This is a genomic window from Catenuloplanes atrovinosus (genome assembly GCF_031458235.1).
Lineage (GTDB): Bacteria > Actinomycetota > Actinomycetes > Mycobacteriales > Micromonosporaceae > Catenuloplanes > Catenuloplanes atrovinosus.
Genome location: NZ_JAVDYB010000001.1, coordinates 7100825 through 7114661 on the forward strand (window position 1 = coordinate 7100825; position 13837 = coordinate 7114661).

At 73.4% G+C, this 13837-nt stretch carries 9 protein-coding genes; 2 read left to right on the forward strand and 7 right to left on the reverse strand.

Annotated features, from left to right (window positions below):
• Positions 1-8 precede the first annotated feature (8 nt).
• Positions 9-686: a response regulator gene (locus J2S41_RS31655; protein ID WP_310373454.1), complete on the reverse strand. Its 678-nt coding sequence runs from the start codon at positions 684-686 to the stop codon at positions 9-11.
• Positions 662-1906, reverse strand: coding sequence for a sensor histidine kinase (locus J2S41_RS31660; RefSeq protein ID WP_310373456.1), 1245 nt, complete (start codon positions 1904-1906; stop codon positions 662-664). Before J2S41_RS31660 ends, J2S41_RS31655 begins: the two co-directional genes overlap by 25 nt.
• A gap of 131 nt (positions 1907-2037) precedes the next feature.
• Here J2S41_RS31660 and J2S41_RS31665 point away from each other — a divergent pair, with 131 nt between their 5' ends.
• Positions 2038-2952, forward strand: a complete 915-nt coding sequence (locus J2S41_RS31665) for an ABC transporter ATP-binding protein (RefSeq protein ID WP_310373457.1) — start codon at positions 2038-2040, stop codon at positions 2950-2952.
• A 14-nt stretch (positions 2953-2966) separates the two neighbouring features.
• Positions 2967-3752, forward strand: a complete 786-nt coding sequence (locus J2S41_RS31670) for an ABC transporter permease (protein ID WP_374728286.1) — start codon at positions 2967-2969, stop codon at positions 3750-3752.
• A gap of 57 nt (positions 3753-3809) precedes the next feature.
• Here J2S41_RS31670 and J2S41_RS31675 read toward each other — a convergent pair whose 3' ends face one another.
• The 5 genes from J2S41_RS31675 to J2S41_RS31695 form a co-directional block, all read right to left on the reverse strand.
• Entirely contained in the window at positions 3810-5876 is a 2067-nt protein-coding gene (locus J2S41_RS31675; RefSeq protein ID WP_310373459.1) for a YhgE/Pip domain-containing protein, read from the reverse strand.
• Positions 5873-8332: an AMP-binding protein gene (locus J2S41_RS31680; protein WP_310373461.1), complete on the reverse strand. Its 2460-nt coding sequence runs from the start codon at positions 8330-8332 to the stop codon at positions 5873-5875. The genes J2S41_RS31675 and J2S41_RS31680 overlap by 4 nt, the downstream gene beginning before the upstream one ends.
• 365 nt (positions 8333-8697) lie before the next feature.
• Positions 8698-9933, reverse strand: coding sequence for an IS110 family RNA-guided transposase (locus J2S41_RS31685; RefSeq protein WP_310361669.1), 1236 nt, complete (start codon positions 9931-9933; stop codon positions 8698-8700).
• 302 nt (positions 9934-10235) lie between these two features.
• Positions 10236-13298 (reverse strand): EAL domain-containing protein, encoded by a 3063-nt coding sequence (locus J2S41_RS31690; protein WP_310373464.1) that lies wholly within the window; start codon positions 13296-13298, stop codon positions 10236-10238.
• 175 nt (positions 13299-13473) lie between these two features.
• Positions 13474-13824 carry a hypothetical protein gene (locus J2S41_RS31695; RefSeq protein WP_310373466.1) on the reverse strand — a complete coding sequence of 117 codons (351 nt, stop codon included), beginning with the start codon at positions 13822-13824 and terminating at the stop codon, positions 13474-13476.
• Between the last annotated feature and the right edge of the window lie 13 nt (positions 13825-13837).

The window sequence follows — 13837 nt, forward strand, 5'->3', positions numbered from 1 at the left end:
AAATAGGATCAAACCAGGCCCGCGTCGTGGACCAGGATGGCGATCTGGACGCGGTTGTTCAGGCCCAGCTTGGTCAGCAGCCGGGAAACGTGCGCCTTGACCGTGGCCACGCTCATGAACAGCTCGGTGGCGATCTCCGCGTTGGACTTGCCCTGGCCGACCGCGACCGCGACCTCGCGTTCCCGCTCGCTGAGGCGGGCCAGCAGCTCCAGCGGGCGGTTGCGCGCGGGCTCGGCGGGCGCGGCCACGTGCGCGATGAGCTGGCGGGTGATCGTGGGCGAGAGCGTCGCCTCACCGGACGCGACGCGGCGGACCGCGTGGATGATCTCGGTGGGCGGCGTGTCCTTCAGCAGGAAGCCGCTGGCGCCGGCGCGAAGCGCGCGCAGCACGTACTCGTCCAGGTCGAACGTGGTCAGCACGATCACCTCGGGCGCGTCCGGGCGGGCGCGGACCACCTCCGTGGCGGCCAGGCCGTCGACCCGCGGCATCCGGATGTCCATCAGGACCACGTCCGGGCGGTGCGCGTCCACCGCGGCCGCGACCTCGGCACCGTCCGCGGCCTCACCGACCACGGTGATCTCCGGAGCGGCGCCGAGGATCATCGAGAGCCCGGTCCGGACCAGCGCGTCGTCGTCGACGATCAGCACGCGTACCGGCGGGGTCAGATCGTCGGCCACGGCAGCCATGCCTCCAGCGTGAAGCCGCCGCCCGGCTCGCGGCGATGATCGAGTCGTCCACCGGCCAGTGTGGCACGCTCGGCCAGCCCGACGAGACCGGTCCCCGCACCGGGGATGCCGGACGCGCCGCCCCCGACCGGCGCGGGATTCCGTACCGTGATCGACAGGCCCTTGCCCGGCGCACCGCCGACCGTGACCGTGACCAGCGCGCCCGGCGCGTGCTTGCGCGCGTTCGTCAACCCCTCCTGGACCAGCCGGTACGCCGTGCGCCCGACCATGTCCGGCGGGTTCCCGCCGTCGGCCGGCAGTTCCAGCGCGACCCGGGTCCCCGCGGCGCGGGACTCCTCGACCAGCGTGGTCAGGTCCGCGAGCGTCGGCTGCGGCCGCTCCGGATCGCCGTCCGCCGCGGGCTCGCGCAGCACGCCGATCACCTCGCGCAGGTCCTGCAACGCCTGGTGCGCGCTGGCCCGGATCACGCCCGCCGCCTTCGCGACCTCGGTGGCCGGCGCGTCCGGCCGGATCTCCAGCGCGCCCGCGTGCAGGCTGAGCAGCGAGATCCGGTGCGCGAGCACGTCGTGCATCTCACGCGCGATCCGGGCGCGCTCCAGCTGCCGGGCCTGGGCCACGCGCAGTTGCTGCTCGGACTCGGCGCGCTCGGCCCGGTCCCGCAGCGAGCGGACCAGCAGCCGCCGGGACCGCAGCAGCGAGCCCCAGAGCAACAGGATCACGGAGCCGCCCACGATCCAGGCCACGGTCTGCCAGTAGCCGACGCCGGGATCGGGCCGCGCCCACGCGTACACCAGGCCGGGTGCGGCGTTGGCGGCGGTGAGCGCGGCCGCGACCGGGAAGCGCCGGTGCACCGCCACGGTGAACAGGATGATCAGGGCCGCGCCGCCGCTGGCCGCGGAGAACAGGCCGAGCGGCACGCAGATCACCGCCAGCATGGCCGACTTGCTCCGCCGCCACCACAGCGCCACGGACATCGCCAGGCCCGGCACCAGGTCGGCCCAGGCCAGCCACGCCGAGCCGTAGATCCGGCCGGCGTCCGCCGCCTCCTGCCAGACCAGCTCCTCCATGGTGGTGAGGAACACCCAGGCCAGCGCGAAGAGGAAGGCCACGATGTCCACCACCCAGTCGCGGGTGGTACGCGGGCGGACCGGTTCGTCCTCGTCCAGCGCGCCGAGCGCGCCGAGCAGCGACCAGCGGTCCTCGTTCGTGGAGGTCGCCATGCCCTCAGGCTACGGCCGGGCACCATCGCCCGGACACCGACCAAAGTCGAGGCGGGAACGCGACTTTGGTCGCGCGGACGTCAACCGCGGACCGACGCGGGCGACCGGGTGGCTCGGCCAGGCTGATAGCCATGATTACCGCTGACCACCTGACGAAACGGTACGGCGCGCACACCGCCGTCGACGATGTCTCGTTCACCTGCGAGCCCGGCACGGTCACCGGCTTCCTCGGCCCGAACGGCGCGGGCAAGTCCACCACCATGCGCATGATCTGCGGGCTGACGCCGCCGTCTGCGGGCGGCGCGACCGTGGCGGGCGTACCGTTCCGGCAGTTGGACAACCCGGGCCGGCGGATCGGCGTGCTGCTGGACGCGTCCGCGCAGCACGGCGGCCGTACCGGCCGGGAGGCGCTGACCCTGGCCGCGATGACCATGGGCGTGCCGCGGTCCCGGGTAGCGGCCGTGCTCGACCTGGTCGGGCTGGACGACAAGGCCGCGCGCAAGCGGGTGGGGCAGTACTCGCTCGGCATGCGCCAGCGGCTCGGCCTGGCACACGCGATGCTCGGCGAGCCCGGCATCCTCATCCTCGACGAGCCGGCGAACGGGCTGGACCCGGAGGGCATCTTCTGGATGCGCGGGCTGCTGCGCGACTTCGCCGACGGGGGCGGCACCGTGCTGCTCTCCTCCCACCTGCTGCGCGAGGTCGAGGCGGTCGCGGACCGGCTGGTGATGATCGGCGGCGGGCGGATCGTGGCCCAGGGCGACAAGACCGAGCTGCTGGCCGGCGACCGGACGCTGGTCCGCTCGGTCGACCCGGCCGCGCTGGCCGCGGCGCTGGACAAGGCCGGTCTCACCTACACGCGTACCCAGGACGGCGCGCTGCTGGTCAGCGCGGAGCCGGGCGCGATCGGCCGGGCCGCGGCCGAGAACAACGTGGTGTTGCTGGAACTCCGGCCGGCCGACGGTGGCGGTCTGGAGCAGATGTTCCTCAGCCTGACGGCCGCCGCGGCCGGTGCGGGCGACGCTGCCAAGGAGGGCGCGCGATGACCGGGACCGTGGAGATGGAACGGCCGGCCACGATGCCGGCCTCGCACGACGGCCGCGGCCACAAGCGCCCCTCGCTGCTCACGCTGACCGGGGTGGAGCTGCGCAAACTCGCGGACACCCGGGCCGGCCTCTGGCTGCTGATCGTGATCGCGCTCGGCGTGGTGCTGACGCACGTGGTCATGCTGGCCACCGCGGAGCCGCGCAGCACCGCGAACTTCGCCGCCCTGATGGGCTTCGCGCAGATCCCGGTGAGCATCCTGCTGCCGGTGCTGGGCATCCTGGCGATGACCGGCGAGTGGACCCAGCGGACCGCGCTGACCACGTTCGCGCTGGTTCCGGCGCGGGGCCGGGTGGTCGCCGCGAAGCTGCTGGCCGCGGTCGTGATCGCGCTGATCACCACGGCGGTGACCGCGGGCACGTCCGCGCTGGCGAACGTGGTGGCGATCGCGGTGGACGGGGACGGCTCCTGGACGCTCGAGCCGGAGGCACTGCTCGGCTTCGTGGCGCTGGAGATCGCGTACATCCTGATGGGGTCCGCGTTCGGCGCGCTGCTGCTCAACTCGCCGCTGGCGATCGTGCTCTACTTCGTGGTCCCGACGTTGTGGTCCACGCTCGGCGCCATGATCTCCCAGCTGCGGAGCGCGGCGGCGTGGCTGGACATGAACACGACGTCCATGCCGATCGGCAACCCGGACGTGACGTCCGGCGAGTGGGCCCGGTTCGGAGTGTCGGCCCTGGTCTGGGTGGCGGTCCCGCTGTTCTTCGGCGCGCTCCGGATCATGCGCCGCGAGGTGAACTGACCCTGGGGGTGCGGGGCGGCTGCCGGGCCCGGTTCGGGCCCGGCAGCCGCGTGCCGTCTACAGCACCACCTCGGGCTTGATCCGGGCCACCGTCCAGACCCGGTGGCGGCGGGCGCCGAGCGCCGTGAGCAGCAGCGCGACCAGCAGGTACGCCGTCAGGATGGAGACCGCGCGGCCGACCGCCATCGCGTCGCCGCCGTACATCAGGTGGCGCAGGCCCTCGACCGAGTAGCTCATCGGCAGCACGTGGTGCAGGCCGTGCAGCGGGGCCGGGATGGTCTGCCACGGGAACGTTCCGCCCGCGCTGACCAGCTGCAGCACCATCAGCACCAGGCCGAGGAACTGGCCGACCGCGCCCAGCCAGGCGTTCAGCATGTGGATGATCGCGATGAACGTGGCCGAGGCCAGCATCATGAACGCGGCCATGCCGGCCGGGTGCACCGGGTCGACGCGCAGCGCCAGCATCACCACCGCGAAGAGCAGGCCCATCTGCACGGCGCCGAGCAGCGCGGGGGCCAGCCAGCCGCCGACCGCCACCCGCAGCCCGGACTGGTTCGCGGCCATCGCGCGGGTGGAGAGCGGCCGGACCAGCAGGAACAGCACGTACCCGCCGATCCACGCGGCCAGCGACAGGAAGAACGGCGCGAGCCCGGCGCCGTAGTTCGCGGCCTCGTTCTGCCGGACGGTGTGCACGTCGACCGGGTCCGCGATGGTCCCCGCCGTGGCGGTACGGGTGGCGTCGTCCAGGTTCGGGATCTCGGCCAGGCCGCCGCGCAGCCCGGAGGCGAGGTCGCGGGCGTTGCCGGCGAGCGTGCCGAGCCCCTGCTCCAGGTCGGCGGAGCCGTCGGCGATCTTCGCGGCGCCGGTGGCGGAGGCCGCGATGCCGTCCCGGAGCGCGACCGCGTCGTCGCTGATCGACGAGCTGCCGTCCGCCAGCCGGGTGGCGCCGGCGGTCAGCGCGGCGGCGCCGGTCGCGGCCTCGCCGAGGCCGGCGGTGAGCCCGGGCACGGCCGTGGCCAGCGCCGCCGCGTCGCTGTCGACCTGGTCCGCGCCGAGCGCGAGCGAGTCGAGGCGGGTGGCGAGCGCGGCCGTGTTCGCGCGTGAGATGGCCAGCGCGGTGCGGGCCTCGGCCAGCCGGGCACCGATCGCCTCGGCCTCGTCCGCGGGCACGCCGAGCGCGGTCAGCCGCGCCGCGTCCGCGTCCAGCGCGCTGAGCGTGGCCTCGTCCGGGCCGGCGAGCGCGACCGCGGCGACGGCGGCCTCGCGGGCGCCGGCCGCGACGGAGGCGGCGCCGTCCGCGAGCGCCCGCGCCGTGTCCGGCAACGTGGCGGATGAGGTGCGCAGCGTGCCCAACTCGCCCGCCAGGTCGTCCGCGTCGGTGGCCAGGCCCCGGGCGCCGGCGCCACCGGCCTGCGCGACCGCGGCCAGGTCACGCGCGCCGGCGAGCAGGTCGTGGTCGCCGCCGGCCAGCTTCGCACTGCGGTCCGCCAGCTTCTCCGCGCCGTCGTGGGCCTTGCCGGCGCCCTCGGCGAGCGTGTCCGCGCCGTCCGCCGCCTGGGAGGTCCGCTGGTAGATGTGCTGGAAGCCGAGCAGGAACCGCTCCGCGGCCCGGCTGCCGACCTCGTGGGACAGCGACTCCTGGACGCGCGTGGCGACCTGCGCAGCGATCGTGTGCACCAGGTAGTTGTTGGCGTCGTTCGTGGTCAGCACGATGGTGCCCTGGCGCGGCGGGCCGCCGGACTCGACCGCCTCGGTGGTGGAGATCAGCGAGGCGGAGAAGTCGGCCGGGATGCGCAGCGCGAAGTCGAACTCGCCGTCCCGCACGCCGGCCTCCGCGGCCTCCGCGGTGGTCCGCCGCCAGTCGAACGTGCCGTCGGAGATCAGTTCGGCACCGACCCGCGCGCCGGCCTGCATCAGCGTGCCGTCCCGCTGGGTGGCCCCGACGTCGTCGACGACCAGCGCGGCCGGCACCCGGTCGAGCCGCTCGTACGGGTCCGCGTTCGCGTAGAGGTACAGCCCGCCGTAGAGCAGCGGCACCGCGGCCAGCGCCAGCACCACCAGCGTGGGCGCGCGGCCCGCGGTGAGCCTGCGCAGCTCCGAGACGGCCAACCGGACAGCACTCACGATCTCTCCTCGGTGTGACGGCCGGCCGCCCCCGCGCGGCGGCCGAGCGGCTCCGTGTCGCGGACGGACGGCTCCGGATCGCCGGCGATCGCGGCGGCACCCAGCTCCCGGCGGCGCACCCGGCCGATGCTGAATCCGCCGGTCCCGGCCGGCGCCTCGGGATCGGCGTTGCCGAGCCCGACCGCGGGCAGTCCGAGCAGCTCCGCCGAGCCGTCGGTGCACTGGACGAGCACGCCGTAGCCGCGGGCCGCGAACACGCCGGCCAGGTCCCACCAGGCGCCGGGACCGCCGCCGTGCCGGTCGGGCAGCGTGAGCACGAGCACGCTGACGCCGGGGCGCAGCGCGGCCAGTTCGGCCAGCACCCGGGTACGAACCGGGCCCGGCACGTGCTCGGTGCGGGTCTCCGCGTAGACCAGCGCACCGTGCCGGTCCAGCCACTCGCGGACGGCGCGGCGCCCGGCCTTCGCCCTGGCCATGGAGAGCTCCTCGCCGACCACGGTGGCCAACGGCAGCATCTCGTCCGGCTCGCTGACACCGGGCACGTCGACCAGGGCGACGACCTGGCGCAGCCGCCGCCCGGAGCGCTCGCCGTCCAGCGTGACCTCGCCGCCGTCCGGGTCGAGCCGGCCGCCGAGCGCCAGCGCGAGCGCGGTGTGGCCGTGGCCGGGCGGCCCGGCGACCGCGACCCGCCGGCCGGTGACCACGCCGACGCTGGTCGGGCGCAGCAGCGTGCCGTGCGGTCCCCGGACGGTGAGCGCGCGGGCCTCGATGGTGAGCGCGTCGACCGGGTCCTCCAGCACCACCTGCGGCGTCGTCTCGATCGCGTACAGCCGCTCGATCTGCGCGGCGAACAGCGCGTCGAGCAGGCGGCGGCGCGGGCGCAGCGCGGGCGTGAGGTGGCCGGCCCGGCGGGACAGGCCACCGGGCAGGATCTCGAACCGGCGGATCTGCTCGGCCGCGGAGGCGCGCGCGTTGGCCGCGTCGATCGCCACCCGGATCGCCTCGATGACGCGCGGGTCGCCGACCGGGTCCTCGATGCCGGGGAACGCGCGCCGGACCGCGCTCTCCTCCAGCGCGATCAGCGCGGCCACGTACGGGCGGCGGTCGCCGACGGCCAGGCAGTGCGCCACCAGCGGGTGCGCGCGGACCGCCTCCTCCAGCGCGACCGCGGCGACCCGGCGGCCGGAGCGCAGCGTGATCATGTCCTCCACGTTGCCGAGGATGCGCAGGTAGCCGTCGTCGTCGAGGGCGCCGAGGTCGCCGGTGTGCAGCCAGCCGGACGCGTCCACCACCGGGTCGCGGTCCACCTCGGACGGCCCGTCGTAGCCGCCGAACACGCCGGGACCGCGCACGTAGATCTCGCCGTCCGGGCTGACCCGCACCTCGACGCCGGGCAGCGGCGTGCCGACCGTGCCGGGCCGGTACAGCGCGGGCGTGTTGAGCGTGACCGCCGCGGTGGCCTCGGTCAGCCCGTAGCCGGCCAGCAGCGGCACGCCGGCGCCCCGGTACAGCTTCGCCAGCCGGTCGCTGACCGGCGCACCTCCGGTGATCACGCACTCCATCCGGCCGCCGAGCGCGTCCCGCAGCGCCGCGTAGGCCCGCTTGTGCCGCGACCGGCGCAGGCGCCCGCGCAACCGGCCCGGCTCGGCCAGCGCGGCCCGCTCCGCCGCGTCGTCGTCGCCGAGGTGGCGACCCCACAGGTGCTCGAAGAAGCGCGGCGGCGCCGCGAGCACGGACGGCCGCAGCTCCGCGAGGTCGGCGAGGATCCGGTCCGGCCCGGTGTGAGCCAGCCGGACGCCGCCGATCAGCGCCGCGAGCTGCACCACCCGGCCGAAGATGTGCGACAGCGGCAGCGCGGTGAGGACCGTACCCGGGTCACCGCCGAACAGCTGCGGCAGCGCGTCCCGGACCGCGCGGGCAGCGGCGTCCAGGTTCGCGTGCGTGAGCCGGCAGGCCGCGGGCCGCCCGCTGACGCCGGACGTGTACACCACGGTGGCGACCGCACCGGACGGCATCGCGGCCGGCGGAATCACGCCGAGCGTCGGCACGTCCAGCGCGGACAGCGGCGCGAGCGGCCCGTCCCCCGGCTGCCACGCGTGCCCCAGCCCGGCCGCCGCGACCCGCTCCGCGAGCACCGGATCGGTCCCGGTCACCACGCAGGCCGCGGCCCCGCAGCAGCGCAGCATCCAGTCGAGTTGCTCGCCCGGCACCTCCTCCTGCAACGCCACCGGGATCGCGCCGATCCACCAGGCCGCGAGGTCCGTGAGCGCCCACTCCGGCCCCGGCGGCCCGAGAATCGCGATCCGGTCCCCCGCGCCGAGCCCGGCCGCCAGCAGCCCGCCCGCCCGCTTGCTGATCCGGGCCTGCAACTCGGCGGGCGCGAGTTCGCGCCAACCGGCGACGGTCCGTTCGCACAGGAGGGCGCGCTCCGGCCACCGCTGCGCCGACACCGCCACAACCGGCAGCGTAAGCCGGATCTAAGCCCTATACCGCGCGAATCGTCCTAACCGGCCACAGGCCGAAATCCTGTGCTAAAGGCCTTCCTTTCCCACTCCCGGCGTGGTCCCGCGGGCACCGCTCGGCCGTGGCCGGCCTCCCTGCCGGTTCCGCATCCCCGAACCCCAGCACCGCAGAGGGGTGGGCCTCGATGACTACTGATACGTAGAGCACGTAGACAGCGCCTCCTGACGTGCTCTACGTATCAGTAACCAGTGGATCATCCGCGTGAGGCGCCGGAAGTCGCGTGGTTTTGGGTGACCGCCCGCGGGACAGGCAGGGAGGCCGCCCGCGGCCGACCGGTGCCCGCGGGAGTTGCTCTGTGTCAACGTCTCTGGTCGAGTATGAGTTGGAGTTGGCCGTGTTTGTCCTGTTCGTAGGGGGTGTTCGTGGTCCAGCATTTCCAGATCACTGTCAGCCAGGCGCGGGCGAGGATCCGGACGGCGTGCTGGTGTGTGTGGCCGCGTTCGCGGGCGCGGTGGTAGAGGTTCGCCGCCCATGGGTTGGCGTGGCGGCTATCGGCGGCGAAGTCGCAGACCGCGTCACGAAGGTGTTTGTCCGCGCTCCAGCGGAACGTGACCACCTTCGATCGGCCGGACTGGCGGGTCGAGGGAGCGGCGCCGGCCAGGCAGGCCATCGCGTTCGGGGTGGGGAACCGGCCGCGGGCGTCACCGATCTCGGCCAGAAGCCGGGCCGCGCGGATCGTGCCGGCTTTCGGCAGGCCGGCGAAGATCGGCGCGTCGGGGTGGGCGTCGAATGCCTCACCGATCTGCGTGCTGAGGGCTTTGATCTGCGCGACGAGGCTCTGCAGGATCGCCACGAGCGCGACGGTGATCCCTGCCAGCCCGGCCCCGGCCGGGCCCTGCGGCCCGCGGGGCGCGGACCGGATCCGCGCCAGCAACACCGCCGCTGACGTCCGCCCGGAATACCGCTGCCGGGCCAGCCACCGGGCCAGCCGGGCCTCGGTCAACCGGTCCAGGGCGTCCTGGCTGGTGAACACGGCCAGGAACGCCAGACTGATCGGCGAGTCCAGGTCCGCGAACAACCCGACCGTCCCGGGCATGGCGGTGTCCAGATGCGCCCGTAGCTGGTTCGCCGCCGCGACCCTATGCCCGATCACGTCCTTACGCGCCCTCGACAACCGCCGCAACACCACCGTGTCATCCCGATCGGTGCACAGGGGCGTGAGCCGAGCCCGGTCCGTGCGCACCACATCGGCCAGCACGAACGCATCGAACCGGTCATCCTTGTTCCCCGCCGACCCATACCGGCCCCGCAACGCCTTCACCTGCCCCGGAGCAATCACGAACACCGGAAGACCCGCATCGAGCAGCGCATCGACGACCGGCCCGTCACCCCGCTCGATCCCGACCGCGTCCACCTCATGCCGGTCCAGCACCCCGACCATCCGGGCCAGCCCCGCCGCCTTGTGCGTCACCGTGACCCGCTCCACCACCCGCCCGGCCTCGTCGACCACACACACCACATGATCATCTTTCGCCCAGTCGACTCCCGCCCACCGCACTCGACCCGACACCACCGTCTTTGCCACACTCACCACAGGATTCCTCGCTGTTGCAGCAGCAGGGGAAACACCAGGCGGCTCCCGGGGACCACCACCACCGAAAGCTCATTGACCGGCACTCGACAAGGTGCATAGCTCTGTCGTCGGTCAAGGTGGCACCCCGGGCGCCCGTCAGGCCTCGCAGAACTCCCGCAGGACCTCAAAAATCTCGCAAGCAGAGGCAATGACCCAACGAACACCCGGTGCTACCCGACCCATACAGACCCGGGCACCACCCATGTTGACCAATGAGCATGCGGGTCGTGGCCACGCCGGAAGTGGGCGGAGCAAGAGGGGTTTCAGGCGGCGAGGCGTTCGCGGATGCCGTGGTCGAGCCAGGTGAGGACGGTGTCGGGCCAGGCGGGTGGGGAGAAGAGGTAGCCCTGGCCGAAGGGGCAGCCCATGTCGAGCAGGAGTTGTTTGTGGGCCGGGTCCTCGACGCCCTCGGCGACCACGCCGAGGTTGAGGTTGTCGGCGATGTTGACGATGGCGGCCACCAGCGCGCGCTGCTGCCGGCTGCTGGAGATGTCGTCGATGAAGGACTTGTCGATTTTGAGGATGTCGACCGGCATCTGCCGCAGGTAGCTGAGCGAGGAATATCCGGTGCCGAAGTCGTCGATCGCGATCCGGACGCCCATCTCGCGCAGCCGGGCCAGATCCTGCCAGACCGATTCGTCGTCGCGGAGCAGCAGGCTTTCGGTGATCTCCAGCAGCAGGCGCCACGGGGGTACGCCGCTCTCGGTGATCACCTTGGCGACCTCGTCGACGAAGCCGGGGCTGCGGAACTGGCGGGCGGAGACGTTGACGGAGACGTAGCGCAGCGGTGCGGCCGGGACGAGTTGCCGCCAGTTGGCGATGGCCAGCAGTGCTTCGCGCAGCACCCAGGCGCCGATCGGCACGATCGCGCCGTTCTCCTCCGCGACCTCGATGAACTCGCCGGGGCCGATCAGCCCGCGGGTCGGGTGTCGCCAGCGGACCAGCGCCTCCAGGCCGACCACGTCCTCGGTGGCCAGGTCCACGATCGGCTGGTACTGCAGGACCAGTTGCTGATCCTCGACCGCGCTGCTGAGCGCGGCGCGCATCTCCAGCCGCTCCACCATCGCGGTGTGCAGGTCCGTACGGAAGCGCTGGTAGCGGCCCTTGCCGTCGCCCTTGGAGACGTAGAGCGCGAGGTCGGCCTGGCGCTGCATCTCGGCCGCGTCGTGCGCCTCCACGTTCGTGGTGACGCCGATGCTGACCGCGCCGCCGACCATGGCGGTGCCGCCGGTGTCGTAGCGCAGCTCGAACGGTTCCGCGCAGGCGGCCACGATCCGGGCGGCCACGTCGTCCGCCTCGACCGGCGTCTGCGCCTGCTCGATCAGCACCGCGAATTCGTCGCCGCCGAGCCGCGCCACCGTCTCCTGCGGTCCCACCACGCTGGCGATCCGGGCGCCGACCGCGGCCAGCAGCCGGTCGCCGACCACCAGGCCGAGGGTGTCGTTGACCACCTTGAAGTCGTCGATGTCGATGAACAGCAGGCCGACCACGGACCGGTCGCGCTGGGCGAGCGTGAGCGCGTGCTCCAGCCGGTTCTGCAACAGCAGCCGGTTCGCCAGGCCGGTCAGCGGGTCGTGGAACGCCTGGTGCGCGAGGTCGCTCTCCAGCCGGCGGCGTTCGGTGACGTCGCGCATGGTCAGCACCGCGCCGCGGACGGTCGGCTCGTCGCGCATGTCCTGGATGGCGCATTCGACCTGCACGGTACGGCCGTCCGCGCCCAGTCCGACCAGGTCGAACGACATGGCCTGGCCCCGGCCGCCGCGCAGCCGCTGCAACGACTCCCGCAGCCGCTCGTGCTGCTCGCCCACGATCAGGTCGGTGACCGGCGCGCCGGTGAGCATGGCCGCGGGCGTGCCGAAGACGTCGCCGGCGGATGGGCTGGCGTACGTGATGTGGTCGTCGCCGCCGACGATCAGGATGACGTCGGAGGCGTTCTGGATCAGCGTCCGGAAGTACGCCTCGTGCTTGCGCCGGCTGACCTCCGCGCCCAGCGCGATCCGGTCGATCGCCATCGTGCCCTGCGACACCAGCGCCTCGAACGCGGGCCGCAGCCGCCACAGCACCGGCTCGCTCGCGGCCAGGCAGATCCAGGTAAACTGGAACTCCGAGGAGCCCTCCTCGGGCAGCAGCGGGCCGGGTGCGCGCAGCGCCACGTCGAAGCCGTCCAGCGGTTCGCCGTGCGTGGCCGGCAGCTGTGCGACGGGCTCCAGCGTGACGCCCTCGGCGAAGAACTCCTCCCGGGTCATGCCGCTGAAGATCCCGGCGCTCTCCAGCACGTACGGCTCGTTCGGCGGCATCAGCTGCGCCATCGCGGCCCGGACCGCGGCCGCGACGTCGCCGGGCGTGGCCGCGGAGACCAGTTGGGTCCCGGCCTCGCGCAGCACCCGTTCGCGGTGGCTGATCCGCCGGTGGTCCGCGAGCAGCCCGGCCAGCCGGCCGATCACCAGCAGGAACATCAGCGCGGAGAAGATGGCGATCACCGGGGCGTCGGAGACCGTGCCGTCGAGGTTCTCGTAGACCAGCACCGCGGGTGCGACCAGCGCGGCCGCGACCAGCATGGCGAGCCGCCGCCAGCCGGCCACCCGGGGGGTGAACGCGGCCGGGGTGTGCTCGGTGAGCCGGGTCATCGACGGGTCCAGCGACGCGTACCCGAGCAGCGCGTAGAAGATCACCCAGCCGACGTCGACCGGGCCGCCGGTGCTCCAGTCCTGGTTGAGCCGGCTCAGCCCGTAGATCAGGTCGGTGCCGAGCAGCGCGATGACGCCCACGGTGAGCGCGGTGATCGACAGATGCCGGGTGCCGGGCGCGCTGAGCAGGCGCACCAGCATGGCGAGCGCCAGCACGTCGCCGAGCGGATAGCCGATCGAGGTGAGCTTCTCGGCCGTGCTGAGGTCGGTGTCGCGCACCAGCGGGCCGATCCAGAACACCCAGACGACCAGCCCGATCGCGGCCGTGGGCAGCAGCGCGTCGAGCAGCGCGGCCCGGTCGTCCGCGCCGGACCGGAACCGGATGAAGACCAGTAGGGCGCCGGCCAGCAGCGGGTACGACAGCAGGTAGAACCCGTCCGCCGGGGACGGGAACGCGTCGCGGGACGTCAGGTTGTAGACCGCGTCGCCGAGCGCGAACGTGACCAGCACGCCGCAGAGCAGGAACCAGGGCAGCCCGCGGGCCGGCCGGTTGAGGAGCACGCCGACCAGCACCGCGATCGCGGCACCGAAGCCGAGCCCGGCCCAGAACGCGGTGCCGTACACCGGGAACGCGTAATAGGCCCCGGTCAGCACGACCATCCACGCGCCGAAGCTGACCCGCGCGACTCGGGTGGACATCAGCCCTCCGTTCCGGTTGCCCTCCGAAGGCCACTTCGGTAGCAAACCGGTGGAATCTGACTAATATCCACCCAGTTCAATGGAAAACTCGATGTGCCCGGTCAGCGCGCGGAACGCGGACCCGCCGCCGCCGAGGCGGAACCCGCGATGCCCCGGCCGAGCGGGCACCGGCGGCTCACTGCTGCTGCGTCCAGACCTGCTCGTCCAGCCACTTCGCGTGGGTCTCCCACGCGGACTGCTTCGTGCAGCCGAGGGATTGTCCGATCTGCGCCCAGGAGGCGCCGGCCTTGCGGGCGGTGCGCACGTCGAGCTGACGGCCGTAGGTCGCCTTGCGCGCGATCAGCTCGCCCAGTGCCAGCAGTTCCAGCGCCTCCTCCTTGGACAGCGGCGCCAGGTCGGGGTCGAGCGGGGTCTCGTCGAGCGAGGACGAGGCCGAGGCCAGTGCGTCGCGGGTGCGCAGAGTGTCGTACCGGGCCACGGCGGTCAGCAGGGTGTACTCGTACTCGAGATCATCCGGCGCAGGCATGGCTCCAGCGTGC